This window comes from Herbiconiux moechotypicola (assembly GCF_024979255.1).
GTDB lineage: Bacteria > Actinomycetota > Actinomycetes > Actinomycetales > Microbacteriaceae > Herbiconiux > Herbiconiux moechotypicola.
This window is the reverse complement of the sequence record NZ_JANLCN010000014.1, coordinates 45,807-71,352: the sequence shown is the minus strand read 5'-3', so window position 1 is coordinate 71,352 and position 25,546 is coordinate 45,807. Positions and strand designations below refer to the sequence as shown.

The 25,546-nt window shown below is 70.0% G+C and carries 26 protein-coding genes; 9 read left to right on the top strand and 17 right to left on the bottom strand.

What is annotated here, in order from left to right; genetic code table 11:
• Positions 1–16: 16 nt before the first annotated feature.
• The 4 genes from N1031_RS18385 (at position 17) to N1031_RS18370 (ending at position 5,303) form a co-directional block, all read left to right on the top strand.
• A complete protein-coding gene (locus tag N1031_RS18385; protein ID WP_259481360.1) occupies positions 17–1,051 on the top strand; it encodes an AI-2E family transporter in 1,035 nt (344 codons plus the stop codon).
• Positions 1,048–1,665, top strand: a complete 618-nt coding sequence (locus N1031_RS18380) for a MarC family protein (protein WP_259481358.1) — start codon at positions 1,048–1,050, stop codon at positions 1,663–1,665. Before N1031_RS18385 ends, N1031_RS18380 begins: the two co-directional genes overlap by 4 nt.
• A 20-nt stretch (positions 1,666–1,685) precedes the next feature.
• The gene (locus tag N1031_RS18375) at positions 1,686–2,882 is read left to right on the top strand and encodes a pyridoxal phosphate-dependent aminotransferase (RefSeq protein WP_259481355.1); all 1,197 of its coding nucleotides are present in this window, start codon (positions 1,686–1,688) and stop codon (positions 2,880–2,882) included.
• Between the two features lie 72 nt (positions 2,883–2,954).
• Entirely contained in the window at positions 2,955–5,303 is a 2,349-nt protein-coding gene (locus N1031_RS18370) for a hypothetical protein (RefSeq protein WP_259481352.1), read from the top strand.
• Here N1031_RS18370 and N1031_RS18365 read toward each other — a convergent pair.
• Positions 5,257–6,060: an alpha/beta fold hydrolase gene (locus tag N1031_RS18365; protein ID WP_259481350.1), complete on the bottom strand. Its 804-nt coding sequence runs from the start codon at positions 6,058–6,060 to the stop codon at positions 5,257–5,259. The genes N1031_RS18370 and N1031_RS18365 overlap by 47 nt on opposite strands.
• A gap of 99 nt (positions 6,061–6,159) precedes the next feature.
• Between N1031_RS18365 and N1031_RS18360 the strand changes: the two genes are divergently transcribed.
• Both N1031_RS18360 and N1031_RS18355 read left to right on the top strand, forming a co-directional pair.
• Complete coding sequence (locus N1031_RS18360) at positions 6,160–7,071, top strand: ABC transporter ATP-binding protein (protein WP_259481347.1); 912 nt, start codon at positions 6,160–6,162, stop codon at positions 7,069–7,071.
• Entirely contained in the window at positions 7,068–7,931 is an 864-nt protein-coding gene (locus tag N1031_RS18355) for an ABC transporter permease (protein WP_259481345.1), read from the top strand. Before N1031_RS18360 ends, N1031_RS18355 begins: the two co-directional genes overlap by 4 nt.
• A 25-nt stretch (positions 7,932–7,956) precedes the next feature.
• Here the strand turns inward: N1031_RS18355 and N1031_RS18350 are convergent, their stop codons facing one another.
• A complete protein-coding gene (locus N1031_RS18350; protein WP_259481343.1) occupies positions 7,957–8,709 on the bottom strand; it encodes an ABC transporter permease in 753 nt (250 codons plus the stop codon).
• Positions 8,710–8,711: 2 nt separating this feature from the next.
• Positions 8,712–9,674: an ATP-binding cassette domain-containing protein gene (locus N1031_RS18345; RefSeq protein ID WP_310795717.1), complete on the bottom strand. Its 963-nt coding sequence runs from the start codon at positions 9,672–9,674 to the stop codon at positions 8,712–8,714.
• A 92-nt stretch (positions 9,675–9,766) separates the two neighbouring features.
• Between N1031_RS18345 and N1031_RS18340 the strand changes: the two genes are divergently transcribed.
• Positions 9,767–10,420 (top strand): PadR family transcriptional regulator, encoded by a 654-nt coding sequence (locus N1031_RS18340; protein ID WP_259481341.1) that lies wholly within the window; start codon positions 9,767–9,769, stop codon positions 10,418–10,420.
• Positions 10,421–10,439: 19 nt separating this feature from the next.
• Here N1031_RS18340 and N1031_RS18335 read toward each other — a convergent pair whose 3' ends face one another.
• Genes N1031_RS18335 through N1031_RS18325 form a run of 3 tightly spaced genes read right to left on the bottom strand, consistent with a single transcriptional unit; the run spans position 10,440 to position 12,567 of the window.
• Positions 10,440–11,690: an FAD-binding protein gene (locus N1031_RS18335; protein ID WP_259481339.1), complete on the bottom strand. Its 1,251-nt coding sequence runs from the start codon at positions 11,688–11,690 to the stop codon at positions 10,440–10,442.
• On the bottom strand, positions 11,687–12,121 hold the full coding sequence (locus N1031_RS18330; protein ID WP_259481337.1) for a MaoC family dehydratase: 435 nt from the start codon (positions 12,119–12,121) through the stop codon (positions 11,687–11,689). Before N1031_RS18330 ends, N1031_RS18335 begins: the two co-directional genes overlap by 4 nt.
• On the bottom strand, positions 12,118–12,567 hold the full coding sequence (locus N1031_RS18325; RefSeq protein WP_259481336.1) for an FAS1-like dehydratase domain-containing protein: 450 nt from the start codon (positions 12,565–12,567) through the stop codon (positions 12,118–12,120). The genes N1031_RS18330 and N1031_RS18325 overlap by 4 nt, the downstream gene beginning before the upstream one ends.
• Before the next feature lie 60 nt (positions 12,568–12,627).
• On the opposite strand from N1031_RS18325, the gene N1031_RS18320 reads away from it, so the two are divergent.
• Together N1031_RS18320 and N1031_RS18315 are read left to right on the top strand one after the other, a co-directional pair.
• Positions 12,628–13,560: a Ppx/GppA phosphatase family protein gene (locus N1031_RS18320; RefSeq protein ID WP_259481334.1), complete on the top strand. Its 933-nt coding sequence runs from the start codon at positions 12,628–12,630 to the stop codon at positions 13,558–13,560.
• A 53-nt stretch (positions 13,561–13,613) separates the two neighbouring features.
• On the top strand, positions 13,614–14,066 hold the full coding sequence (locus N1031_RS18315) for a nucleoside deaminase (RefSeq protein ID WP_259481332.1): 453 nt from the start codon (positions 13,614–13,616) through the stop codon (positions 14,064–14,066).
• Positions 14,067–14,097: 31 nt separating this feature from the next.
• Here N1031_RS18315 and N1031_RS18310 read toward each other — a convergent pair whose 3' ends face one another.
• The 11 genes from N1031_RS18310 to N1031_RS18260 all read right to left on the bottom strand — a co-directional run bounded on the left by N1031_RS18310 (position 14,098) and on the right by N1031_RS18260 (position 25,432).
• Positions 14,098–14,919, bottom strand: coding sequence for a TrmH family RNA methyltransferase (locus N1031_RS18310; RefSeq protein WP_259481330.1), 822 nt, complete (start codon positions 14,917–14,919; stop codon positions 14,098–14,100).
• Between the two features lie 36 nt (positions 14,920–14,955).
• Positions 14,956–15,480: a ferritin gene (locus N1031_RS18305; RefSeq protein ID WP_259481328.1), complete on the bottom strand. Its 525-nt coding sequence runs from the start codon at positions 15,478–15,480 to the stop codon at positions 14,956–14,958.
• 39 nt (positions 15,481–15,519) lie between these two features.
• Positions 15,520–16,794, bottom strand: a complete 1,275-nt coding sequence (locus N1031_RS18300) for an NRAMP family divalent metal transporter (RefSeq protein WP_259481326.1) — start codon at positions 16,792–16,794, stop codon at positions 15,520–15,522.
• Between the two features lie 30 nt (positions 16,795–16,824).
• On the bottom strand, positions 16,825–17,346 hold the full coding sequence (locus tag N1031_RS18295; RefSeq protein WP_259481323.1) for a VanZ family protein: 522 nt from the start codon (positions 17,344–17,346) through the stop codon (positions 16,825–16,827).
• An 85-nt stretch (positions 17,347–17,431) separates the two neighbouring features.
• Positions 17,432–18,724 (bottom strand): type I glutamate--ammonia ligase, encoded by a 1,293-nt coding sequence (locus N1031_RS18290; protein ID WP_259481321.1) that lies wholly within the window; start codon positions 18,722–18,724, stop codon positions 17,432–17,434.
• A gap of 289 nt (positions 18,725–19,013) precedes the next feature.
• The gene (locus N1031_RS18285; RefSeq protein ID WP_259481320.1) at positions 19,014–19,328 is read right to left on the bottom strand and encodes a putative quinol monooxygenase; all 315 of its coding nucleotides are present in this window, start codon (positions 19,326–19,328) and stop codon (positions 19,014–19,016) included.
• Positions 19,329–19,363: 35 nt separating this feature from the next.
• Positions 19,364–20,830, bottom strand: a complete 1,467-nt coding sequence (locus N1031_RS18280; RefSeq protein ID WP_259481318.1) for a GH32 C-terminal domain-containing protein — start codon at positions 20,828–20,830, stop codon at positions 19,364–19,366.
• Entirely contained in the window at positions 20,827–22,227 is a 1,401-nt protein-coding gene (locus tag N1031_RS18275; protein ID WP_259481315.1) for a glycoside hydrolase family protein, read from the bottom strand. The genes N1031_RS18280 and N1031_RS18275 overlap by 4 nt, the downstream gene beginning before the upstream one ends.
• Before the next feature lie 85 nt (positions 22,228–22,312).
• The gene (locus N1031_RS18270) at positions 22,313–23,188 is read right to left on the bottom strand and encodes a carbohydrate ABC transporter permease (RefSeq protein WP_259481313.1); all 876 of its coding nucleotides are present in this window, start codon (positions 23,186–23,188) and stop codon (positions 22,313–22,315) included.
• Positions 23,185–24,135, bottom strand: coding sequence for a carbohydrate ABC transporter permease (locus N1031_RS18265; protein ID WP_259481311.1), 951 nt, complete (start codon positions 24,133–24,135; stop codon positions 23,185–23,187). Before N1031_RS18265 ends, N1031_RS18270 begins: the two co-directional genes overlap by 4 nt.
• Before the next feature lie 52 nt (positions 24,136–24,187).
• Entirely contained in the window at positions 24,188–25,432 is a 1,245-nt protein-coding gene (locus N1031_RS18260; protein ID WP_259481310.1) for an ABC transporter substrate-binding protein, read from the bottom strand.
• Positions 25,433–25,546: the final 114 nt, after the last annotated feature.

The following is a 25,546-nucleotide window of genomic DNA, read 5'->3' as shown; positions in this document are numbered from 1 at the left end:
GGGACGGAGACACAGGATGCGCACGGGTGCCTTCAGGATCGGCTTCATCGCCACACTGGGCGGGCTGATCGCCATCGCCCTCGGTTTCGCCTTCGTGCAGCTGTCGACCGTGGTCATCTGCATCCTCGCCGCGCTCTTCCTGGCCCTCGGGCTCGACCCGCTCGTGCGCTGGCTCACCAGGCGCCGCATCCCGCGCGGCTGGTCGATCGTCATCGTGTTCATCCTCGTGATCGCCTTCGCCGTGCTGGTGTTCTTCCTCGTCATCCCCGCCGTGGTCACCCAGACGACCGAGATGGTGGAGGCGCTTCCCCAGCTCGTGCAGAGCGTGAGCCAGCAGGCCTGGTTCACCGAGGTGTTCGGCAGTTCGGTCGACACCCAGAAGCTCGTGCACGACCTGGAGACCTACCTCTCCGACCCCAACAACATCGCCACCCTGAGCGGCGGGGTGCTGAAGATCGGCATGGCCCTGCTCAACGGCCTCACCGGCGGCATCCTCGTGGTGGTGCTCACCCTGTTCTTCCTCAGCTCCCTCGACGCCGTGAAGGCGGGCTTCTACATCCTGATCCCCGCCTCCCGCCGTGAGGGCGTCGCCTCGATCACCGAGCAGATCGTGCGCTCGATCGGCAAGTACGTCAGCGGCCAGGTCATCCTCGCGGGCACGAACGGCGTGTTCGGGTTCATCGCGATGCTCATCATCGGGGTGCCGTTCGCCGGCGCACTGGCCGTCGTGGCCTTCATGCTGGCCCTCATCCCGCTCGTCGGAACCGTCATCAGCGCCATCCTCATCACCTTCATCGCGCTCACCGACTCGCCCACCGAGGCGATCGCCATCGGCATCTACTTCCTCGTCTACATGCAGGTGGAGGCCTACGTGTTCAGTCCGCGCATCATGAACAAGGCCGTCGACGTGCCCGGCATCCTGGTGGTGATCGGCGCACTCGTGGGCGGCACGCTCCTCGGCGTGCTCGGCGCCCTCATCGCCGTTCCGGTGGTGGCGAGCCTGCTCATCATCGTCAAACAGGTCGTCGTGCCCAGACAGGCCCTGCAGTGACCGACATCTCCACGCCCACGCTCGTCACGAGCGCCATCGGCCTCCTCACCATCACCAACCCGATCGGCAGCCTGCCGATCTTCCTCAACCTCACGAAGGACTTCGATCCCGGCCGCCAGAAGCGCCTGGGCCTGCTCGTGGGTCTCGCCGTGTTCGCCGTGCTCACGGTGTCGCTGGTCGGCGGCAGCTTCGTGCTGCAGGCCTTCGGCATCGACCTCACCTCGTTCCGCATCGCGGGCAACCTGCTCGTGGCCACCATCGGCTGGGCGATGCTCACGGCGAAGAGCAACATCGTCACCGTCTCCGACAAGCAGTCGCCCGTGGTGGTACCGCTCGCCATCCCGGTGATCGCGGGGCCCGGCGCGATCAGCCTCGTGATCACGTTCCAGGAGACCTACGACAGCCTGTTCGACTACGGCGCGGGAATCGTCATGATCCTCTTCGTCTCGATCGTCATCGCCGTGGCGCTCTACTTCGCACCGCAGGTGGCCCGCATCGTGAAGCCGACCGGCATGAGCATCGTCACCCGCATCTTCGGGCTGCTGCTGCTCTCGATCGCGGTGCAGTCCATCCTGAGCGCACTCTCCGACGCCTTCCCGGTGCTCACCAAGTAGGAGTCGGTAGGCTGGTGGCCGTGAGCCACCCCCGCATCTCCGCACGCATCTCCGCCATCGCCGAGTCGGCGACCCTCAAGGTCGACGCCAAGGCGAAGAGCCTCCAGGCCGCCGGGCGGCCGGTCGTCAGCTACGCCGCCGGCGAGCCCGACTTCCCCACCCCCGAGCACATCGTGGAGGCCGCGGCCGCCGCCGTCATCGATCCGCGCAACCACCGGTACACGCCCGCGGCCGGTCTCCCCGACCTCCGCGAGGCCATCGCGGCGAAGACGCTCCGCGACAGCGGGCTCGAGGTCTCGCCCTCGCAGGTCATCGTCACCAACGGCGGCAAGCAGGCCGTCTACGAGTCGTTCGCCACCCTCCTCGACCCGGGCGACGAGGTGCTCGTGCCGACCCCGTTCTGGACCACCTACCCCGAAGCCATCGCCCTCGCCGGCGGTGTGCCCGTCGAGGTGTTCGCGGGCAGCGACCAGAACTACCTCGTCACCGTGGAGCAGCTCGAGGCCGCCCGCACCGAGCGCACCAAGGTGCTGCTGTTCGTCTCACCCTCCAACCCCACCGGCGCCGTCTACTCCCCCGAGCAGACGAAGGCGATCGGCGAGTGGGCCGAGGAGCACGGACTGTGGGTGATCAGCGACGAGATCTACCAGAACCTGGTCTACGACGGCGTGCGCGCCGTGTCGATCGTCGAGGCCGTGCCCGCGCTGGCCGACCGCACCATCCTCGTCAACGGTGTGGCGAAGACCTACGCGATGACCGGATGGCGAGTGGGCTGGATGGTCGGGCCGGCCGATGCCATCAAGGCCGCGTCGAACCTGCAGTCGCACCTCAGCTCGAACGTGGCGAACGTGTCGCAGCGCGCCGCGATCGCCGCCCTCACCGGCCCGCAGGACACCGTGGAGGAGATGCGCGCCACCTACGAGCGCCGCCGGCGGCGCATCGTCGACGGCCTCAACGCCATCGAGGGCGTGCACACACCGCTGCCCGAAGGCGCCTTCTACGTCTACCCCGATGTCACCGGCCTGCTCGGCCGCACCTGGGGTGGGGTCACCCCCACCACCTCGCTCGAGCTCGCCGACCTCATCCTCGACCAGGTCGAGGTGGCCACCGTTCCCGGCGAGGCCTTCGGCCCGAGCGGGTTCCTGCGACTCTCCTACGCCCTCGGCGACGACGCACTCGACGAGGGTGTGGCGAGACTGCAGCGACTGTTCGCCTGACCGGCATCCGGCATTCCGCGATCGACGAGAAAAACTCACCGGATGCGCCTCTGATCCAGTAGAGTTTCGCTCATGTTCCGGCATGAGGGCTCCCGATCGCACCGCTCGGCGGTGCACGCCGCCCTCGTGGCCGGTGCCACTGCAGCAGCCGCGCTGCTCTCGGTGCCGGTGTCGCTCGCTGCGGCACCCGCCCGGGCGGCCGCACCCTTGGTCACGACGAGTCCTTCGGCCGGCACGGTGGTCGTCTCCGAGGCCGGCGAGCTCCCCGGATTCGAGCTCGCCGGCTTCGACGACGGCGGCGCCACCATCACGGTGAGCACCGAGCTCGGCGGCACCATGGTCGAGCTGTGCGAGACCACGGCACTGCCCGACGACAGCTGGAGCTGCACGCTCGTCGACCCTCCCGACTTCGAGGGGCCGATCGAGGTCTCCAACGGCACGGAGTCGACGACGTTGGACATCGGCCTGCTCCGCGCCCCGGTCATCGGCACCGACGAGCCGGGAGGAGACACCCTCACGCTCATCGTCGAACCAGAGGCGACCGAACTGCCGATCGAAGGCACAGGCTACCCGGGGGCAGCGCTCTCGCTGCGCTTCGGCGACGGCACCGGATGCGACACGCAGGTCGCCGCCGACGGAGCGTGGCTGTGCGTTCTCGACGAGCTTCCGGCCGATGAGTCATCGCGTCGGATCGTGGCCTCCCAGAGCTACGCCGGCAGGCCGGGGGCCGTCTCGTCGAGCGCCGAGGTCGGCATCGTGCTCGACCGGAGCCCCGTGGCGCCGGAGCCTCCCGGTCCATCGCCCGAGCCGACCGTGGAACCCGAGCCGACCGTGGAACCCGGGCCGCCGATCGATGCCCCCACGCCCGCACCCGCGGATCCTGCACTGCGGCCCGAACCAGGTGGCGCAGCGTCGTCCCTGGCCGACGGGACGGCGACCGGGTCGCTCGACGACGCCGGGGCCGGTGCTCCTGGAGCGCGTCGACTGCCGTCCGGCAGAGGAGACCAGACCGCGGCCGAGGCCGCCACCGACCGCACGAGCTCTGCGACGCCTCACCCTCCGGCGCCCGCGACGAGCGCGGAAGGCGCGTCATCGGCCCTCGGTGTCGAGCAGCCACTCGAACGACGCAGGGCATCGGGTGACCCACGGACATCTCGCGACGACGACGGCTCGGATGCCGCCGAGGGCGCCGCGATCACCACGAACACTGCGCTCACCCCGGCGTTCGGAGCCTGGCTGCCCACGGCTCGGGAGGTCCTCTCCCGCTCGCCCGAGCAGCACCTCCGGGCACTCGCCGGGGCACTCTCGATCGTCGTGCTCGTCATCCTGCCGGGCGGGGTGCTGGAATCCGTGCTCTCCGCGAATCGGGCACGCATCCGCCGCGGCACCGCCCGACTGCTCGTCCGGGTGCGCGCGGTCTTCCGCCCCACCTCGGTGGGTGCGGCACGTCCGCCGAGCCCGGCCGGCGTGCCGTCGCTGCTCGACGGGCCCGGTGCGCGCACCACCCGGCGGCGAACCGCACTGCGGTGGAGACGAGCAGGAATCGTCGCGGTTCTCGCCACGGGGGCCGCCGTATCGGTCACGGTCTCCCCCGATGCCGCGCACGACGCCTCCACTGCGATCCGGGTGTTCGTCACCCTGTTCACCGCCTCCGCACTGTGCTGTCTGCTGCCCGCACTGGTCGTGCGACGGGCTGCGCTCGGCCACCCGGGCGGGGTGCGCACGACCATTCGTGCGCAGCTCTGGCTGCTCCCCCTCACGGTCATCACGGTGCTCGCCTCGCGGGCCGCCGACCTCCGCCCGGGTTTCCTCTTCGGTCTCGTCGTGGGGGTGTCGCTGGCGCCCGTGCTCTCACGGAGGTCGGTGGCCGTGCTGGCCCGGCTCGCGGTGGGGCTCTGTCTCGTGCTCGGAGTCGGCGCGTGGCTGTGCGCCGACGCTGTGCGAGCGCTAGCCGGGCCGCTGCTGCCCACCGAATCGGGAGGCGGCGTCACCTCGTCTCTGTCGGCGCTTCTCGCGAGCGACCCGACGCCGGGCAACACTGTTCTCGTGGCCGTCACGACCTTCGCCCTCGACGTGCTCACCGCGGTCGCCCTCTCCTCGCTCACCGCGCCTCTGGTGGCACTGCTGCCGCTGCGGTTCCTCGAGGGTCACGACATCGTGCGGCAGTTCCCGCAGTGGTGGACGGGCTTGGTGGGCACCGCTGTCGCCTGTTTCGCGCTGGTGGTGGTGCCGAACGCGTCGTCGTGGGACGAGGTGGCCGGCGACAGCCTGCGGTGGGCGCTCGTCGGGCTCGCGGTGATGCTCGTCACCCTCGCGATCTGGCTCTGGTTCCGGCTCATGCCAGAGCCGCACGTTCCCAGCACCAGTGACGCCCTCACCGCAGCAGGCGGGCCACCTCCCGCGCCAGCGGCTCGCGCATGAGGTGATCGGCTCGGGCGACCTCGTGCACGGTGACGTGGTGCATCGCCGCGAGCCCCTCGACGGTCGCCGGAACGATCACCTGGTCGCGCGACCCGTAGACCACGTCGATCGGCACCGAGACCTGCGCAATGTCGGCGGTGACCGTCTGCGTCTCGACGCAGTGCTGGAGAGACAGCGAGAACGCCTCCCACGCCTCGTCGTCGATCGCCATCGCCGCACCCGGCAACCACCGGGAGAGGCGGCCGACGTTGCTGACGATGGTCGGCCGGCTCGACCGCACCAGGCGGTAGAAGCGCAGGTAGCCCGAGACCCTCAGTCGCTGCACCATCTCGTCGAGATAGCGCTGCTCGGGATAGACCGGGGGCGCGACGAGCACGAGATGCGACAGCTCGCGGCGATAGACGGCCGCGTAGCGGCTCGCGACGAGACCACCGAGACTGTGGCCGACCAGGGTGAACGGCTTTCGCAGCCGAAGCCTGCGGATCGTCTTGTGCACCGCCGCCACGTGCTCCTCGAGAGTGAACTCCGCACCGTCTCTCGCACGCGACCCTCCGAAACCGAGGAGATCGATGGCGATGACCCGGTACAGCGGCGAGATCAGCGGCACGATCGACCGCCAGCTCGCCGACGACGAGGCGATGCCGTGCAGGAGCACCACAACCGGCCCGGACCCCACGTCGACGGCGACGTTGAGCTCGGGCACCGGAGCCCTCAGGCCGGTGCGCGCCTCCCGCCCCACCCTCGATTTCGTGATCACGGCCCCTCCTGAATCCATACATGAGGATACATCAGCGCGCGACACGCGCGCCAGTGAAGACGGGTGGAAGTCGTCGACTGCAGCCGCCACGATGGACTCATGGCCCCCACACCTCCCGCCATCCGTGTCGCCGGTCTGCACAAGAGCTACGGCTCGTTCACCGCGATCGCCGAACTCGACTTCGAGATCGCGCACGGCGAGACCTTCGCCCTGCTCGGGCCCAACGGGGCGGGCAAGAGCACGACCATCGAGATCCTGGAGGGCTACCGCGACCGCAGCGGCGGTGTCGCCGAGGTGCTCGGGGTCGACCCCCAGCACGGCGGGCTGGAGTGGAAGGCCCGGCTCGGCATCGTGCTGCAGCAGAGCGGGGAGTCGGCGAACCTCTCGGTGCGCGAACTGCTCCGCCACGTCGCGGGCCTGTATCCCTCCCCCCGCGACGTCGAGGAGGTGATCTCCGCGGTCGGGCTCGAGGCGAAGGCCGGGTCGCGGGTGAAGGCACTGTCGGGCGGTCAACGGCGGAGGGTCGATGTCGCCCTCGGCATCATCGGCCGGCCCGAACTGCTCTTCCTCGACGAGCCCACCACCGGTTTCGACCCGGAGGCGCGGCGGCAGTTCTGGGACCTCATCCGCTCGCTCTCCGCCGAGGGCACCACCATCCTTCTCACCACCCACTACCTCGACGAGGCGGCACAGCTGAGCGACCGCGCCGGGGTGATCGCGGCCGGCCGCCTCATCGACATCGGCCCCATCGACCAGCTCGGCCCCGCCGACGCGCGGGTGCCCATCGTGCGCTGGCACGACGGCGCGACCGTGCGCGAAGAACGCACCTCGGAGCCGTCTCACCTGGTGAGCAGGCTCACCGCAGAGCATGGTGAACTGGCCGGGCTCGAGGTCATACGCCCCTCTCTCGAAGACATCTACCTCGACCTGGTCGCCACCGCCGAACCCGCCGCCACTGCCACCGCCACTGCCACCGCCCCCGCCCCCGCCCCGACGGAGACCGCCGCATGAGCGCCACACCCACGACGGGCCCCGTCTCCCCCGGCCGCTTCACCCCCGGCCGCACTCTGCGCCTCGGCCTCTCGCGCATCCGCTACGAGACCACGGTCTACTTTCGCGCCGGCGACACCGTCTTTTTCACCTTCCTCTTCCCCGTGGTGCTGCTCGGCATCTTCTCGGTCGCCTTCGACGGCCTGGGCAACGTGGGCACGAACCCCGACGGCTCCGGCGGCATCAGCCAGGCCGCCTACTACCTGCCCGGGATGATCGCGGCCGGCATCCTGCTGAGCGGCGTGCAGAACCTCGGCGTCGACATCGCGATCGAACGCGGCGACGGCACCCTCAAGCGTCTGGGCGGCACGCCCCTCCCGGTGCTGTCGTACTTCATCGGCAAGATGGGCCAGGTGCTCGTCACCTCGCTCGCGCAGGTGGCGTTGCTGCTCCTGCTCGCGCGCGTCGCCTTCGGGGTCGAGCTCCCCGCCGATCCGGCGAACTGGGTGACCTTCGCCTGGGTCTACCTGCTCGGCATCACCACCTCGGCGGTGCTCGGCATCGCCATCTCGCGACTGCCGCGCACCGGCAAGAGCGCCACCGCCGTCATCATCCCACCCCTGCTGGTGCTGCAGTTCATCTCGGGCGTCTTCCTCAGCTTCACCATGCTGCCGTCGTGGTTGCAGACGGTGGCGAGCGTGTTCCCGCTCAAATGGATCGCGCAGGGGATGCGCGCGGCGTTCCTGCCCGAGTCGTTCGCCGCGGCCGAGCAGGGCGGCAGCTGGAACCTGCCCTGGGTGGCCGTGGTGCTCGGCATCTGGCTCGTGGCGGGCCTGATCGTGTGCCGCCTCACCTTCCGCTGGATCCGCAAGGACGGCTAGCGGACTAACGGCCCGGCGGCGCCCCCTACGCGTTCTCCTTGCGGAACGTGCGGGTGCCCACGTACAGCCCCGCGGCGAACAGCACGAGCGTCCACACCACGCCCCACAGCGTCGTGATCGTGAAGAAGTCACCCGTGAACAGCTCACGGATGGCATTCACGATGTACTTCGTGGGCATGAAGTCGCTCACCACCTGCAGCCACTGCGGGCCGATGGTCATGGGCAGCAGGATGCCCGACAGCAGCAGCACGGGCAGGGCGATGCTGTTGAGCACCGGCGCCATGACGTCTTCGCTCTTGGTGGTGAGGGCGAGCGCGTTCGACGCGGCGGCGCACGCGGCCCCGAGCAGCACGGTGATCACGAGCCCCAGGATCATGCCCGGGATCGACCCCGTGAGCCCGAACAGGAAGGCGAGCCCGATCAGCACGATGCCCTGCACGAACAGCTGCAGCACGTCACGCAGGATGCGCCCCAGCAGCAGGGCGGTGCGGCTCGCCGGAGTGACCCGCTCGGCCTCCACGACCCCCGCCCGCCACTCGGCGATGAGCCCGAAGCCGGCGAACAGGGCCCCGAACAACCCGAGTTGCACGAGGAGTCCGGGCACGAACAGGGTGTAGGCGTTCTCGGCGCCCAGCGTGCCCGCCAGCGGTTCGAGCAGCGGCCCGAACAGACACAGGTAGAGCACCGGCTGCACCAGCCCGATGATGACCCAGGCGGGGTTGCGCAGCGCGATGCGCAGTTGTCGCCGGAAGACGATGAAGGTCTCTCTCCAGAACACGGTCAGGCATCCTCTCGCAACGAGCGGCCGGTGAGGTCGAGGAAGACGTCGTCGAGCGTCGGCCGGCGCACCTCGATCGACTCCAGGGCGATGCCGGCGGCATCGAGCCCGCGGATGAGGCCCGCGATCTCGTGGCCGGCTCCACGCACCCGCGCGGACACCGTGGCGCCCTCGGCCGCGAGCTCGGCGTCGGCCACCCGGCCCAGCAGCTCGGCCGCCGCGGCGGCCTGGGCGGCATCGGCCACCACGAGCTCGACCAGATCGCCCGCCACCTGGCGCTTCAGCGCATCCGGGGTGTCGGAGGCGACGATCGACCCGTGATCGATCACCAGGATGCGGTCGCACAGCGCGTCGGCCTCGTCGAGGTAATGGGTGGTGAGGAACACCGTCGCACCGCGGGTGTCGCGCAGCTCGGAGATGTGCGTCCAGAGGTTGGCGCGCGCCTGCGGGTCGAGCCCGGTGGTCGGCTCGTCGAGAAAGACCAGTTGCGGGTCGTGCACGAGCCCCATCGCGATGTCGAGGCGGCGGCGCTGGCCGCCCGACATGGCCTGCGGCTTACGCTCCCACAGGCCCTCGAGGTCGAGTTGCCCGAACAGCTCGCGACCTCGCGACTCGGCCTGTCTGCGGCTGATGCCGTAGAGCATCCCGTGGTCCATGATCTCCTCACCGGCACGCGCCTCGGGCGAGGTGGAGCCGCTCTGCGAGACGTAGCCGATGCTCTTCCTCACCTCTTTCGACTGCGTCGCCACATCGAAACCGGCGACGGTCGCGGTGCCCGCCGTGGGCTTCAGCAGCGTGGTGAGCATGCGGAGCGTGGTGGTCTTGCCCGCGCCGTTGGGGCCGAGGAAGCCCACGATCTCGCCGGTCTCGACATCGATGTCGACGCCGGCGACGGCCTTCACCTCGTCTTTCCTGCCCCGCCCGCGCCCCTCGAAGGTGCGCGCGAGGCCCCGTGCGTGAATCACTGCGGTCTCCTTCGCTCGGCACCATTATTCAAACTTGATCATACTCCCGTCAAGAGCTTCATCAGATGGATGCGCACTCATATACTCACGACATGTCCACCACGACGACCCGCGCTCTGCTGCTCGGCGTCGTGACGCTGTTCGAGCCCGTGAACGGATATCAGCTGCGGCGCGAACTGCTCTCCTGGGGTGTGGAGGAGTGGGCGCACATCCACCCCGGCTCCATCTACTCGATGCTGTCGACCTTCGTGAAGCAGCAGCTCCTCGAGCGGCACGACCTGGTCGACGGCGAGCGCGCCGTGGCCGTCTACACGATGACGGATGCGGGGCAGACCGAACTGGCGCGCCTGCTCCACGAGGCCACCGTGACGGTGAACGCGATGGAGCCGTCGGCGTTCCGTGTGGCGCTCAGCTTCATCCCCCTCGTGGAGCGGCCGACGATGCTCACCGATCTGCGGGAAAGAGCCCGTGTCGCGGAGAAGACGAGCGCACGGTTGCTCGATCGCATCGCACGGGTGGCCCGGGGCCTCGCACCGCCCCACGTCGCCCACAGCATCGAGCTCGAGCTGCGACTCGTGGAGACGGAGCGGGCCTGGCTCGCCGAGTTCATCGGGTCGATCGAGGCCGGGGCGCTCGTGTTCGCCGGCGAGCAGCCCGACTGGGAGCCCCCGGCCGACGACGAGGGGCACCAGATGGTGTCGGAGTCGGCGAGATACCGCGAGATGCTGCGGCAGGCGCAGGACTGAACCGGATGCGCCGGCGCCGCTAGAGCGCGTGCCCGAGGAAGACGGGCTCGGGCTGCAGCAGCACCCCGAACTCGGCCTGCACGCGGCTCTGGATGAAGCGGGCGAGCTCGGCGACGTCGGAGGCGCGGCCCCCGGTGGCCGCGCCGGCCAGGTTCACGAGCGCGAGGGTGTGCTTCGACGAGACGGCCGCCGTCGAACCCGGTAGCGCGAAGCCGCGGCCGATGCCGGCGTTCTCGATCAGCCACGCGGCGCTGAGCTTCACGTGGTACTCCCGGGGCGGTGCCTCGGAGCGGTCCCCGGCCAGGGCCACCCCCGCCGCGGCGTCGCCCTCCGGCTCCAGCGCTATCACGACGTCGGGCTCGTCGGGCTCGACCTGCCAGCGCGGCGCCGACGAGGGCAGCGTGCGGGCGAAGCTCTCGGTCACGATCGGGTTGGTGAAGAACGAGCCCGCGCTCACCGAGTCGGGGTCGGCCGGGTCGAGCACCATGCCCTTCGAGGCCCGCAGCCTCAGCACCGCCGCACGCACGTCGACCAGCGGCAGTCGTGCGCCGAGCTCGACGCCGAGGGCGCCGGCCAGCTGCGCGTAGGCGATGGGCGCACCGAGCGGCACCGGAGCCGGCGTCGAGTCCGCACCCGCATCCGCACGCGAACCCGCATCAGCACCCGCATCCGCGCCCACCCCCAGCGCATCGCCCCACGCATCCCGCAGCTCGAACGTCACCGACAGCACCACGCCGCGCAGGCCCCGCTTGAACACCGAGCTGCGGTACTCGAGCTCGAGCTCGTCCACCGGCATGCGGCGCACCGCGCCGGTGGCGAAGTCGAGGAAGTCGAGCGACACGATCGAGTCGGCCACCTCTTGCCCGTAGGCTCCGATGTTCTGGATGGGGGCCGCCCCGACCGAGCCGGGTATGCCCGAGAGGGCCTCCACCCCGCTCCAGCCGTTCTCGACCGTGTGGCGCACGAAGTCGTCCCACGGATGCCCCGCCTGCACCCGCAGCCGCACCCGCCCCACCTGCGCCATCACGGGGGCGATGCCGGTGGTCGCGACGCGCACCACGGTCCCGTCGAACCCCGCATCGGCCACGACCACGTTCGACCCGCCGCCGAGCACGAACCAGTCGTCGCCGTCGTTCCACAGCTCGCGCACGGCGTCGAGCAGGCCGGGCTCGGTGACCGGCGTCACCAGACGCGCGGCAGGCCCTCCCACCCGCAGCGTGGTGAACGAGGCGAGCGGAGCATCCGTCACCGCCGGGAAGGCCTCGGTCATGGCAGGCTGACGCGCACCTGGGCTTTGCCGAGCACCGTCGCCGGCTCGTCGCCGGCCGTGACCGTGAGGTCGATGCGACCGGTGCCGGCCGCCTCGTCGAGCTGGCCGATCTTCGCGCTCACCGCGATCGACGCCCCCGAGACCGGGTCGACGACCACGGGCCGGGTGAACCGCACCTGGTAGTCGAGCACCCGCGCCGGGTCGCCCAGCCACTCGACCACCGGCTGAACCGCGAGACCCATGGTGAGCATCCCGTGCGCGAGCACGCCGGGCAGACCCACCTCGGCCGCCACGTCGTCGCGGTAGTGGATGGCGTTGAAGTCTCCGGATGCGCCCGCGTAGCGCACGAGGGACTCGCGGGTGAGCGGGTAGCGGGCCTCGGCCACGACCTCGCCCACCTCGTAGCGGTGCACCACGATCTCGTCGCTCATGCGGCGTCTCCTCTCACGACCAGGGTCGACGTGGCGGTGACCACGTGCTCGCCCGCGGCGTCGTACACGCCGGTCTCGGCGGTGAGCATCGCGTTGCCGCCGAGGGTCTTGATGCTCGTGACCACGAGCTGCGCGGTGAGCTCGTCGCCCGCCACGATGGGGCGGGTGTAGGCGAACTGCTGCGAGCCGTGCACCACGTGGGTGAGCTCGAGCCCGGCGTCCTCCACCGCGAACAGCTGGTCGAGGGTGAGCTGCTGCACCACGATGGCGAAGGTGGGCGGCGCCACCACGTCGGCGTAGCCGTTCTGCCTCGCCGCCTCCACGTCGAGGCTCGCGGGGTCGGTGGCGAACACGGCGCGGGCGAACTCGCGCACCTTCTCGCGACCGACCAAGTACGGGGCCGTCTTGTCGAAGACACGGCCGATCAGCTCCTGGTTCACTGGCACGCGCTCCAGTCTACGAGCCCGATACCGGCGCGCCCGATCCCGGCCCGGTAGTGTCGCAGCATGCGCCTCGGAGTCCTCGATGTCGGATCGAACACCGTCCATCTCATCGTCGTCGACGCGCATCCCGGCGCCCGCCCCGTGCCGATGGCCGACCACAAGTCGGTGCTGCGGCTCATGCGCTACCTCGAGCCCGACGGCGCCATCAGCGCGGAGGGCGTCGCGGCGATCGTCGACGCGATCTCCGCCGCGGTGGCCGTCGCCGAGCGGGAGGGCATCGACGAGCTGCTGCCGATGGCCACCTCGGCGCTCCGCGAGGCGCGCAACGGCGAGGAGGTGCTCGCGCTGATCGAGCAGCGCACGGGCGTCGCGCTGCGCGTGCTCACGGGTGAAGACGAAGGGCGGCTCACCTTCCTCGCCATCCGGCGCTGGTACGGCTGGTCGTCGGGCACGATGCTGCTGTTCGACATCGGCGGCGGCTCGCTCGAGATCGCCCAGGGGGTCGACGAGTTCCCCGACGTGGCCGTCTCGCTGCCGCTCGGCGCGGGCCGCACCACCGTGCAGTTCTTCCCCGAAGACCCGCCGACCCCCGAGCAGATGCTCGAGCTGCGGGCCTACTCGCGGCAGGTGATGAGGGCGGATGCGCTGCCGCTGTTCGAGGGGCTGCCGCCGGTCGAGCACGTGGTCGGGTCGTCGAAGACCATCCGCTCGCTGGCGCGCCTCGCGGGGTCGTCGTTCGCGACCTCCTCCGGCGACGACCGGCTGACGCTCCGTCGCTCGGAGCTCAAGGACTGGATCCCCCGCCTCGGTCAGATCAACGCCGAAGCGCGGCAGGCGCTGCCGGGCATCACGCCCGACCGCACCTTCCAGATCGTGGCGGGCGCGATCGTGCTGCACTCCGCCATGAAGCTGTACGACGTGGAGCTGCTCGAGGTGTCGCCGTGGGCGCTGCGCGAGGGCATCCTGCTGCGCTACCTCGACGGCCTCGACCGCTGACCGCATCCCGCCCGCGCCCCGCGCATCCCGCCCCGCCCGACGGAAGGAACTCCATGACCCCCACCGACCACGAGCTCCTCGCCCACGCCGTCGCCGCCGCGCGTGAGGGCCGCGCCGAGGGCGGCATCCCGATCGGCGCCGCCCTCGTGGTCGACGGCGAGGTGCTCGCCGTGGGCCACAACCGTCGCGTGCAGCTCGGCTCGCCGATCCTGCACGGCGAGACCGACTGCCTGGCGAACGCTGGACGGCTGCCCGCCTCGGTCTACGCCCGCGCCACCATGGTCACCACGCTCTCGCCCTGCGACATGTGCACCGGGGCGATCCTGCTGTACGGCATCCCGCGCGTGGTGATCGGCGAGAACCGCACGTTCTACGGCGGCGAGGACTACCTGCGCTCGCGCGGCGTGGAGGTCGTCGTGCTCGACGACGCCGAGTGCGTGCGGTTGATGACCGAGTTCATCGCCGCCGAGCCCGAGCTCTGGAACGAGGACATCGGGGAGGAGTGAGCCCGGCGACGCCACTCGGCGGCGAGGTCGGTCAGCCCGACACCGCCCACATGGCCACCGCGCTCGCGGCGGCGACGTTGAGCGAGTCGATGCCGTGCAGCATCGGGATCTGCACCACCGTGTCGGCGGCGGCGATGGCCTCGTCGGTGAGCCCCGTGCCCTCGGCGCCGAGCACCAGGGCGACCCGCTCGGGCACGCGGCGCTCGAAGTCGCGCAGGCTCACCGCATCCGGGGTCAGCGCCAGCGCCGCCACGTGGAAGCCTGCCCCCTGCAGCAGGGGCCGCAGCTCGGGCCACTCGGGCGCCCGGGTCCACGGCACCTGCAGCACCGTGCCCATGCTCACCCGGATGGCGCGGCGGTAGAAGGGGTCGCTGCAGCGCGGGGTGACGAGCACGGCGTCGGCGCCGATGGCCCCGGCCGAGCGGAAGATCGCGCCCACGTTGGTGGGGTCGGCCACGTTCTCGATCACGACCACGCGCCGGGCGCCCGACAGCAACTCGACGGGCGGCACGAGCGCGGGCCGGTGCATCGAGGCGATGAGACCGCGGTGCAGGGTGTAGCCCGTGAGCTCGGCGAGAAGCGCGTCGGGGCCGACGAACACCGGCACGCCGGGGTGACCGGATGCGGCGAGCGCCTCGAGCGCCTCGGTCTCGCTCGAGCCGAGGGCCAGCACCGAACGCGGCACGTGGCCGGCCCGCAGGGCGCGCTCGAGCACGAGGAGCGACTCGGCGAGGTAGAGCCCGTGCTCGCGGCCGGGCGCGGCGCGGTGCGAGTTCTTGAGCGCGACGTCGGTGGCGTGCGCGTAGTCGGCCAGCCGCGGGTCGTCGAGCGTGGTCACGGGCACGACGGGCATGCCCCCGAGTCTACGAGGACAGTCGCCGGCGGGCGCCTACAGGGCACCGCCGGCGGCCTCGGGGGCGCTGACGTCGGCGGTGCTGGCGCCGGCGGTCTCGCGGGCCACGAAGTTCTCGATGTCGAAGAGGTTGTCGGTGCGCTCGGCGATGTTCAGCAGAGTCTGCATCGAGGCGACCTCCTCCACCTGCTCCTTGAGGAACCACAGCATGGCCTGCTCGCCGAGACCGTCGTTCTCGGCCCGGGCCGCCGCGAACAGCGCCTGGATCTGCGAGGACACCGTCTTCTCCTGCGCGAGGGCCAGCGCGATGGGCTCGCGCACGTCGGCGAAGTCGTTCTTCACGGGCGGCACCCCGGGAATCACCACGCCCATCCCGCTGTCGAGCCGGTACTGCACGAGCATCATGGCGTGGTTGCGCTCCTCGACCGCCTGACGGTAGAAGTAACCGGCCAGCTGGGGCAGGTCGTGGTCGTCGAACCACACCGCGATGGCGATGTACTGCTGCGAGGCGGCGAACTCGTGGCCGATCTGCTCGGCGAGGAGGGTGTCGAAGGTGGGCATGGGGGTCCTTTCAGGTGACGGATGCGGAGGAGTAACGGCCTAGGGCCCGCCCAGGATTCCCGCGACCGCGGAGTACACCCCGAACGCGGCCGTCACGGCGAGCAGCACCCCCACGAACCAGGCGTAGAAGCCGCGCAGACGGTAGGGATCGGGCAGCGCCTTGAGCGCGAGCAGGTAGAGGAAGCCGAGCACGATCGGCAGCAGGAGCGCGTTCATCACCTGCACGAACAGGTTGAGGTCGACGAGGTTGACGCCCGACTCCACCACCACGACGCCGAGCACCATCACGCCGCCGAACACCAGGTAGAACCAGGGCGCCTGACGGGGGCTGCTCTCGAGCGAGCGCCGGTACCCGGCGACCTCTCCCAGGCCCCAGGCCGCGGTGAGGCTCGCGACGATGGCGGCCACGAGGGAGGCGCCGATCATGCCCATCGAGAACAGGATGCGTCCCGCGAAGTCGCCGAGGTGCGGCGTGATGGCGTCGGAGATCTGCTCGACCGAGTCGAGATCGACCGCCGACTGGTTCGTCGCCCAGAGCGTGGCGGCGGTGGTGACGAGCATGCCGATCATGACCAGCTGCGTCACCACGGCGCCCACGGCGGTGTCGAGGCGCGCACCCTTCAGGTGGGTGGGGCCGAGACCTTTGTCGACCACGGCGGACTGCTGGTAGAAGATCATCCAGGGCATCACGACGGCGCCGATGTTGGCCGCCACCAGGAAGAGGTAGCCGCTGTCGCCCACCGGCACGTCGAGCAGCCCCTCGGCGACCTGGGCGGGATCGGGGCGCGCGAGTACCGCGGTAACGAGGAAGACCAGCTCGAACAGCCCGATGCCGATCGCCACCCGCTCCACCCGCTTGTAGCTGCCGGTGACCACCATGAGCACGAGGAAGAGCCCGACGGCGCCGGTGCTCGCCCAGGTGGGGATGCCCCACATGAGCCCGACCCCGGCGATGCCGCTCATCTCGGAGACGATCGCGCCGGCGCAGGCGACAGCGAGGGTGGACACCGACAGCCAGGCCCAGCCGCGGCCGAAGCGCTGGCGGATGAGTTCGCCGTGGCCCTTGCCCGTCACGAGCCCGAGCCGCACGGTCAGCTCCTGCGCGATGAACACGATCGGGATGAGCACGATCTGCGCCGAGAGGAGGGTGTACCCCCACTGCGCGCCGCTCTGGGCCGCGGTGATGAGGCTGCCCGCATCCGTGTCGGCGAGCATGACCGCGAGCCCCGGGCCCGCGACGGCGAGGAACGCGAACCAGCGGACGCGCTTCGGGATGCGACGGGTGCCCTCGACCTGCGTTGCACCCTTCGCCACCCCGGTCCCCTCTCCGAGGTAAGGCTAGCCTTACCTTTGTGGAGCTGTCCACCCGGGGGTCGTGTCACGGGCACCGGCGAGGGCCGCGCTCCGCGCCCAGAGTCGGATGCGGTGGGCCACGACCCAGCCGAGCACCGCGCCGAGGGTGTTGGTGATGAGGTCGTTGACATCGGCGGTGCGGCCGAGGTCGGTGAGGTACTGCGTGGTCTCGATGCCCAGGGTCACGGCGAACGCCAGCGGCAGGGCCACGCGCATCCGCACTCCCGCCGCCGCCAGCAGCAGCCCGAGCGGCACGAACACGAACACGTTGAGCACGGCGTCGATGGCCGACCCCGTGCCGTCGAAGAGGATGGGGACGAGGTTGAGCCGCACGCCGAGGCCCGTGCCCGGGCGCAGGGTCATGTAGCCGACCGCGACGGCCCAGACCGCGATGAGCGCGGGCGCGAAGCGCCTCGACGGAGCGGGAGAAGCGGCGGCACGCACGACGGCCGCCGCCGAGAGCGCCACCAGCACCGCTGCGAACAGCAGGTTGAGCAGCGCGGTGGTGGACATGGCCTCACTCTCGCAGGCGATCCCGGGCCGGCGCTGTGCGCATCCGATGAGGCCCCTGTGCGCGGCCGGGCCCGCGCGGTTCAGGTCAGCAGGTCCAGGCGTAGCGGAGACGGGTCGTGACGGTGGCGGGGTCGACGGCACCGTAGGTGTCGTCCTCGCGGGAGCGGACGGCGACGAGGGCTTCGACGATCTCGGCACCCAGTGTCGCCGCGGCGAACGGGGAACGGGCGAACGCCTCCAGGCGAGCACCCGTCTGGCCGGCCAGCAGTCGCACCCCGGCCGCCTCGCGTTCCGCCTCGGCCAGCAGCTGGGGGTCGACCGTCACCTCGGGCGGGAGCACCGCGCGGGTCTCGATGCCGTCGATCGCGGCGGCGAGCAGCACCGCCGTGGCGAGGTAGGGGTTGGCCGAGGGATCGATGCACTTCACCTCGACCGTCGCCTCGGGAGTGCCCTGCGTCACGGCGCACAACCGCACCGCGGCCTCGCGGTTCTCCAGACCCCAGCAGCCGTAAGCGCCCGCCCACATGCCCGGGCGCAGCCGCAGCGTGGAGAGCACCGAACCCGAGAGCACCGCGAGCACCTCGGGCAGCCGGGCGAGAACGCCGGCGATGGCCGCGGCGCCGTCGTCTGTGAGTCCATGCACCTCGGCGCCACCCGAGATCAGCGGCACTCCGGCGCGGCTGAACGAGAGGTGCTGATGGGCGCCGTTCGAGCTGCCGCCGGCGGCCGGCACGGGCGAGAACGAGGCGGTCAGCCCGTGCAGTCGAGCCGTCTGGGAGATGAGGATGCGCGCCAGCACGAGGTCGTCGGCCGCCTCGACCGGAGGCCGCGGTGCGAGCGACACCTCGTACTGGTCGGGGCCGTACTCGGCGTGCACCTGCGCCACCTCGAGGCCGGCCCGGTCGGCCGCCTCGAGCAGATCGGCGACGAATCCGCGGCTCTCCAGAAGCGAACCGAGGCCGTAGGCCGACCAGCGCTCGCGGGGCACGGCCTCGTCGAGCACGAACTCCACCTCGTGACCCACCAGCGCCTCGAGGCCGCGGTCGCGCATCCGTTCCACCTGCCGCTCCAGCGCCGACCGCGTGCACACCGCGGCGACGGCACCGTCCTGCGTGTGGAAGGTGCCGGGAGCCCAGCGCACCCCCTCGGCGATCTCGCGCAGCCGCGAGCGGTCCACGCGCATCCGCAGGTCGCCGGTGACGGAGAACGTGGGCGTGAACGCGGTCTGGTCGTCGACGCAGAAGACGTTCCAGCTGGGCGAGGCCCCCATCCCGACCGACTCGAACGCCTCGGCGCGCGCCGCGGGCACGGCCTTCGCGCGCACCACCCCCGACAGGTCGACGATCGAGCCGACGATGATGTCGCGTTCCCCGCTCATGCGTTCAGGCTAGCGCCCTCACACGGGGCGTGACCCCGGTTGGGGATATGGCGCCCGGCCCTGCGCACCCGTAGCGTCGAAGCACCGAGGCGGGTGACATTTTGGGGCATTCGAACTCGAGGGCTCGGCGACAGCGTGGTCGCCCGGTCAAGGCCCGTCACCGCTCCGATCGCACTCCACCGCTTGCACCCGGTGGGGTGCCGTCGGCGTCGCGGTGGACTCCCCGCCGGACACGATTGGGGTCGTGCCGGCGGGGAGCCCGACGGCGGTCACCGTCCCACCCGCCCCGTCACGACCTCAGGAACTGGAGCTCGGATGCACCCGTCACCATCCCGGCGATCGCACCGTTGAACTCGGCGTTCGCGGGGTCGGCGAGGTGGTGCTCGAACGCCGCCTGATCGGCGTAGCGTTCGAGCACCACGAACCGGCTGCTGTCATCAGCGTCGCGGTACACCTCGAAGCGGAGGGTGCCCGGCGAGCGGGACACGTGCTGCCCGTACTCCGCCAGGAGCCCGGCCACGGACTCCTCGTGCCCGCGCCCCGCCCGGATCCGGGCGATCAGGTCGACGGGCGCCTGCCCCGCTGCCACGGGATCATCGTTCATCTCCGCCTCTCCTCTTCGGTCCACGACAGCGGCCCCTAGCGCACGGACACGGCGATCTCCGTCACCTCGAGAGCGCTCGCCGCGGAGTAGAAGCCGATGGCTCCGCCCTGAAGGTCGTAGCCGCGGGTGGTGAGCGCGACATCGTCGACGTACACGGAGATCACCGATCCCTCCACCATCACCGTGACCGCCCACGCGGCGGCGCCACCGTCGAGCGGACGCTCGATCTCGAAGTCGGGGTCGCTGACATAGCTGCGGTCGACCTCGTGATCGAACGGCACGTCGATGCGGTGCGGCCGGCGGTCGAAGACGAAGCGCCCTCTGGCCGGCTCGAAGCGCACCAGATAGGCAGCCGTGAAGTCCTCGTTCGCCTGCACGGCGATGCCGAACTCCTCGGCTCCCTCGGGGGCCGCCACCGTCGCGCGCACGAGAGTGGGCCGGTCGAGCGTGGCCACCGACACCCACCCGAACGGCTCCACCGCGGAGGGCTGGGAGCGCACGGCCGATGCTCCCTCGATCCGCCAGTCACCGGAGCGCGCTTCGATCTGCGGGGCGACGGGCGCGAACGCATCGAGCCGCTCGGTGAGCGGCAGCACGCCCAGTGTCCCGTCGTCGCGCGGCACGAGCTCGTGCACCACGAGGTCACCGCCCCACTGCCGGTGCCCACGGTCGGAGTCGCCCGCCCGAGTGGCGATCCACCCCACCAGGATGCGACGCCCGGCGACGTCGACACTCGTCGCCGCGTAGAAGTCGTTACCGTCCAGCGCATCCCAGGCCGCGGCGCGCCAGGATTCCTGCGAGCCCGCCGGGCGTCGTCGATAGCGCACCGCGAAGCGATCGGAATAGGTGGAGTAGAGGAGGTACTCGACACCATCCCGTTCGAAGACCTCGGGACACTCCGGAGCGAGCGTCGTGCCCGGCGCGAACAAGGGCGGCTGGGCCTTCCAGGTGACGAGATCGGACGACGTCGCCACGCCCACCGCGCCGCCACGCCGGGCAGGCTCGAGATCGAGTTGGGCGCACAGCAGCATGCTCCAGCCCCGCTCGGCGTCGCCCACCACGAACGGGTCACGCCACGCGTTCGCGTCGTACCAGCGCGGGTCGGCGGCGAAGGCGAAGCCCTCGTCCTTCTCCCACCGTTCGAGGTCGCTCGACGTCGCGTGCAGCACCACCTGCTCGCGCTCGGGCGCCACCGCGTGCGGGTTGATGCCCACGTAGAAGGCGTGGAACACGCCGTCGGCAGGACCGACGACGGAGCCGGCCCCGGCCAGCAGATCCTGCTCGCCGGGCGCCCCGGAGGGGATGGCGTTCGGATGCTCGGTGAAGGTCACGAAGTCGGTGGTGCTGAGGTGCGCCCACCGCAACTTCTTCGATACCTCGGCCGACCCCGTGTCGTCGAAGTCGAGGTGCGTGTAGAAGAGATGGCACACGCCGTCGTGCACGACGGGCATGACGTCGCCGAACCATCCCTCGAGGGGGCGGTAGAAAAGAGCCTGGGTCATCGACGCTCCTTCAGGCTGCGGCGGATGCTCGTGTCGGTGAACACGGCCGATCCCTCCACCACGCCGAGGGTGAGCGCACTGCCGGGCTTGGTGTTGAGGCGCGCGTTGAGCGCCACGCCGTCGACGTACAGGGTGGCGATGGTGTCGTCGACCACCACCTCGAGTCGGTGGGGAACCTCGGGGTCGAGCACGATCGGCCGGTCGAGCCCCTTGTTGGCGTACTGGTGCCAGGGGTAGTTCGGCCGGCGGTCGAAGAACAGGCGGTTCTCGCCCGGCGTCACGACGAACTCGTATCCGGCTCCGGTGACCGAGTCCTCGTAGAGCCGGAGCGAGAGGGCACGGGTTCCCGGAGCCACGGTGAAGGTGGTGCCGAACAGGAACAGCGTGCCCGAGTCCGGCGTGAGCACCTGCTCGGCGAGTCCGTCGATCGAAGCGAGCTCGAGCGGGTCCGACCCCAGCGACTCCGCCTCGCCGAACGCATCCGCGACGCCCTGCGGAATCGCGGCGGCCAGCGATCCGTCGGCGCGCTGCACCAGTTCGTGCACCACGAGGGTGCCGCCCCACTCCCACGAGGCCAGGTCGTCGTCGTTCTCCTTGGTGGGCACCCATCCGAAGAGATAGCGGCGCCCGCCGTCCGCCGCGGAGCGAGCCGCGTAGTAGGCGCGCCCGTCGAACGCATCGTCGACCGGGGCCGTCCACGGCCCGTCGAGCGAGGTGCTCATGCGATACACGGTCTTGCTCTTGTCGCTGTACTCGGTGGTGAGGAGGTACCAGTAGTCACCCATCCGGAACAGATCGGGCATCTCGTGCATGCTGTAGAGCCCCGGGTCCCAGAAGTCGCCCTGGAACTCCCAGTTCTCGAGATCGGTCGAGGTGAAGGCCACCGTCGAGCCGGTGAGCACCTTCGGCCCCTTCTTCCTCCCCCCGAGGATCATGAGGTACTCCCCCGCCTCCTCGTTCCAGAGCACGAACGGGTCGCGCCAATCGTCGGGGTCGTAGCCCTCCTGCGGCGGGACGAGCCTGGTGTCGGTCTTCTCCCAGGTCACGAGGTCGTCGCTCGCGGCGATCATGAGCACTTGCGAGGCCTTGCCCTGGGCTGGGTAGTCCCGGTTGTACCCGGTGTAGAGCGCGTAGTAGCGGCCGTCTCGCGCCTTGAACACGCTCCCGGCGAAGATGAACTGGTCCTGCTCGTCATCGCCGCCGCGGTGCAGCGACTCGCCCCGGTCGTCGTAGTCCACGAAGTCGCGCGTGGTGGCGAGAGCCCAGCCGAAGGGCTCCCCGAAGGGCCCCGGCTTGCGGGTGTCCCGCTGGTGGTAGAGGTAGAACACGCCGTTCTCGGCGTACGGCATGCAGTCGCCGAACCAGGTGCCTTCTGGTTGGTAGTAGAGGGAGTGCACGGCGATCGGTCCTTTCAGGATGGAGGGTGTTGTCGAGGGGTGCGGATGAGCGCAGCGTGCTGCGCGGGGCTGCCGGGCGAGGCGCTCAGCGGCCGCCCATCCCGCTCAGGGCGATGCCGTTCACGAGGTACTTCTGCAGCAGGATCACGATGATCGCGCTCGGGAGCACCGAGATGGTCGACGCCGCCATGAGCAGGTTCCACTGGTTGCCGGTCTGGCCGAGGAACATGTTGAGACCGAGCGGGACGGTGGCCATGTTCACGTCGCTCACGATGAGCAGCGGCCACAGGAAGCTGTTCCAGTACCCGATGAAGGTGAACACGGCCAGCGTTCCGAGCGCCGGCTTCGACAGCGGCAGGATGATGCGGGTGAACGAGGTCCAGCGGTTCGCGCCGTCCAGCCGGGCCGCCTCCTCGAGTTCGTCGGGCAGCGTGAGGAAGAACTGGCGCAGCAGGAAGGTGCCGAAGGCGGTGAAGGCCCAGGGCACGATGAGCGCCTGGTAGGAGTTCACCCAGCCCAGTTCCCGCATCAGGATGAACATCGGAACGATGAGCACCTCCTGTGGGATCATCAGGGTGCCGAGGTAGAGCAGGAAGGTGCCGTCGCGCCCCTTCCAGCGCAGCCGGGAGAAGGCGTAGGCCGCCATCGCCGAGGTCGCGACCACGATCACCGTGCCGATGCCCGCCACGATGAGACCGTTCAGCATGAAGCGCCCGAAGGGCAGATAGTTCCAGGCGTCGGCGAAGTTCTGCCACTCGATGCTCGACCCGACGAGACTCGGCGGGTTGGAGAAGACCTCGCTGGAGGGCTTGAGGGCGGTGGAGACCATCCAGATGAACGGGATGAGGGTGATCACCGCCGCCACGAGGATGAGCACCTGCGAGACGACGCCGCCGATGGCGGACTTCGCGCGCTCCGGCGTCATCGGGCGACGAGGCGCCCGGAACTGATGGGTCGTCATGAGTAGTGCACCCACCTCTTCTGACTGCGGAACTGGATGAAGGTGATCACCATGATGAGCAGGAACAACGACCAGGCGATAGAGGAGGCGTAACCCATCTCGTAGCCCTGGAAGCCCTGCTGGTAGAGGTAGAACACGAGAGTGGTGGTCGAGGAGCCCGGCCCTCCGCCGGTGAGGATGAACGGCTGGGCGAACACCTGCAGCGAGGAGATGACGGTCATGACAGTGGCGAAGAAGATGCTCGGGGTGAGCATCGGCAGGGTCACACTGACCAGCCGCCGCCACCAGCCGGCGCCGTCGATCTCGGCCGCCTCGTAGAGCGTCTTCGGGATGCCCTCGATGCCGGCGATGAAGATGATCATGTTGTAGCCGAAGCCCGCCCACACCGACATGATGATGACCGCCGGCATCGCCCACTCCGAGCTGCCCAGCCAGTTGGGACCACTGGTTCCGGTGAAGGTCTGGAAGAACCAGGCGATGAGCCCGTCGTCCTGGTTGTAGAGCAGACGCCAGACCACGGCGTTCGCCACGATCGGGCTCACCACGGGCAGGAAGAAGACGAACCGCAGAAATCCCTTCCAGCGCACCTTCGAGGTGAGCCACAGCGCGAGGCTGAGCGACACGATCAGGTTCAGCAGCACGTAGACGCCGACGAAGTAGAAGGTGTTGCCCACTACCTGCCAGAACACCGGATCAGCGGTGAACAGGGTGATGAAGTTCTCGAGCCCGGTGAAGGTCGCCTCGCCGATCAGCGGCCACTCGAAGAAGCTGAGCACCAGCGAGGCGCCGATCGGCAGGATGGTGAAGCAGGCGAAGCCGAGCAGGTTCGGGGCCAGAAAGCCCAGTGCCGCGCCTCTGTCGGAGCGCCCGACGCCGCGGCGCCTGGCCTTCTTCAGCACCTCCGGCACCGTGGTCGGCGGTGGTGTCTGGGTGGGTGTGGTTGTCATGATCTCTCCCTGGGCGGGGCCCCGCTGACGGGGCCCCGCTTCTCGGGTGCGGCTAGTTGCCGACCTGGCTCTGCACCTGCTCGAGAACCTCCGCAGGTGTCTTCGCTCCGCTGAACGCCTCGACTCCGTACTGCAGCATCAGCGCGGAGAGCTGGTTCCACTTGGGCGTCGTGCGGTAGACGTTCACGGTGCTGAGCGCCGTTTCGATCGCCTCCTGAGCGCCGTCGACGCCGGCGGTGGTGTACCAGTTCTCCTGGGCGTCGAGGTAGGCCGGGAAGCCCCGCCCCGCGTCGGCGATGTACTTCTGCGCGTCGGCGCCGATGATCACCGAGATGGCCTTCCAGGCCTCCTCCGGGTGGTCGCAACCCTGCGTCACGCCGAAGCCGGTTCCCGACATCGTCGTGATCGAGGTGCCGTCCGTCGCGGGGACGGTCGCGAGCCCCACCGTGAAGTCGACGTTCGCCTTGGCGTTGATGAGCTGCCACGGACCGTCGACGTACATGGCGACGTTGCCGCTGCGCCACTGGTCGGCGGTCCAGTTCGACGCGCCGGTGGCGGGCGGCGCGGGGGCGACCTGCTCCTTCGTCACGAGGTCGGTGACCCAGGTGAAGCCCTCGACGACCTTGTCGTTCGTGAGGTCGGGCTTGCCGTCGGCGATGTAGTCGCCACCGATGCTGAGCACGTAGGGCAGCCAGGTGTCGGGGGTGCCGTCGGCGGCGAAGCCGTACTTGCCGTCGGTGGTGAGGGTCTTGGCAGCGGAGAGGAACTCCTCCTTGCTCCAGCCGGGGGTCGGCACCGGGAGACCCGCGGCGTCGAACATGTCCTTGTTGTAGTAGAGCACGTACGGGCCGAGGTCGTACGGCACGGCGAGCTGCTCGCCGTCGTCGTTCTGCAGGCCTTCGACGATCGACGGCGCGTAGTCGGCGATGTCGAAGTCCGTCGACTCGAACGACGGCTCGAGGTCGGTGAACAGCGATCCGACGTCGGGCACCCGCTGAGCCTGGAGGCCCGCGATGCAGGCGAGGTCGTTGCTGGCGGCCTGGGTGGTGAGCTTGTTGTAGTAGTCCTTGAACGGGGCGCTCTCGAAGTTCACCGTGATCTCGGGGTACTGCTCGTGCACCATGTCGGCGAGGTGCTCCCAGACGTCGACCTCCGCCTGGGAGTCGGCCGACATGATCCAGCGCAGTTCGACGTCGCCGCCGTCGGCCGATCCCGAGTCGCTGCTCGAGCATCCGCTGGCCAGCAGCGCGACGGCCGCCGTCGTCGCGACCAGCGCGACGCCTCTGTTGATCTTCATTGATTCACCTTTCGCGGGGTTCCTGGTGCGTTGTCCACGATGTTCTGACATCGTTGTCATGCGCTACCTTGACACAACACAATTTGATAGTCAAACGTTGCAGCTCAGATCATG

Excerpts from the sequence above, each read along its gene's own strand:
- N1031_RS18355 (WP_259481345.1), top strand. The coding sequence starts at position 7,068 with ATGAGCGCCACACCCACGACGGGCCCCGTCTCCCCCGGCCGCTTCACC.
- N1031_RS18315 (WP_259481332.1), top strand. The coding sequence starts at position 13,614 with ATGACCCCCACCGACCACGAGCTCCTCGCCCACGCCGTCGCCGCCGCG.
- N1031_RS18370 (WP_259481352.1), top strand. The coding sequence starts at position 2,955 with ATGTTCCGGCATGAGGGCTCCCGATCGCACCGCTCGGCGGTGCACGCC.
- N1031_RS18340 (WP_259481341.1), top strand. The coding sequence starts at position 9,767 with ATGTCCACCACGACGACCCGCGCTCTGCTGCTCGGCGTCGTGACGCTG.
- N1031_RS18280 (WP_259481318.1), bottom strand. The coding sequence starts at position 20,830 with ATGACCCAGGCTCTTTTCTACCGCCCCCTCGAGGGATGGTTCGGCGAC.
- N1031_RS18270 (WP_259481313.1), bottom strand. The coding sequence starts at position 23,188 with ATGACGACCCATCAGTTCCGGGCGCCTCGTCGCCCGATGACGCCGGAG.
- N1031_RS18285 (WP_259481320.1), bottom strand. The coding sequence starts at position 19,328 with ATGAACGATGATCCCGTGGCAGCGGGGCAGGCGCCCGTCGACCTGATC.
- N1031_RS18305 (WP_259481328.1), bottom strand. The coding sequence starts at position 15,480 with ATGCCCACCTTCGACACCCTCCTCGCCGAGCAGATCGGCCACGAGTTC.
- N1031_RS18320 (WP_259481334.1), top strand. The coding sequence starts at position 12,628 with ATGCGCCTCGGAGTCCTCGATGTCGGATCGAACACCGTCCATCTCATC.
- N1031_RS18360 (WP_259481347.1), top strand. The coding sequence starts at position 6,160 with ATGGCCCCCACACCTCCCGCCATCCGTGTCGCCGGTCTGCACAAGAGC.
- N1031_RS18330 (WP_259481337.1), bottom strand. The coding sequence starts at position 12,121 with ATGAGCGACGAGATCGTGGTGCACCGCTACGAGGTGGGCGAGGTCGTG.
- N1031_RS18295 (WP_259481323.1), bottom strand. The coding sequence starts at position 17,346 with ATGTCCACCACCGCGCTGCTCAACCTGCTGTTCGCAGCGGTGCTGGTG.
- N1031_RS18310 (WP_259481330.1), bottom strand. The coding sequence starts at position 14,919 with ATGCCCGTCGTGCCCGTGACCACGCTCGACGACCCGCGGCTGGCCGAC.
- N1031_RS18290 (WP_259481321.1), bottom strand. The coding sequence starts at position 18,724 with ATGAGCGGGGAACGCGACATCATCGTCGGCTCGATCGTCGACCTGTCG.
- N1031_RS18335 (WP_259481339.1), bottom strand. The coding sequence starts at position 11,690 with ATGACCGAGGCCTTCCCGGCGGTGACGGATGCTCCGCTCGCCTCGTTC.
- N1031_RS18260 (WP_259481310.1), bottom strand. The coding sequence starts at position 25,432 with ATGAAGATCAACAGAGGCGTCGCGCTGGTCGCGACGACGGCGGCCGTC.
- N1031_RS18265 (WP_259481311.1), bottom strand. The coding sequence starts at position 24,135 with ATGACAACCACACCCACCCAGACACCACCGCCGACCACGGTGCCGGAG.
- N1031_RS18385 (WP_259481360.1), top strand. The coding sequence starts at position 17 with ATGCGCACGGGTGCCTTCAGGATCGGCTTCATCGCCACACTGGGCGGG.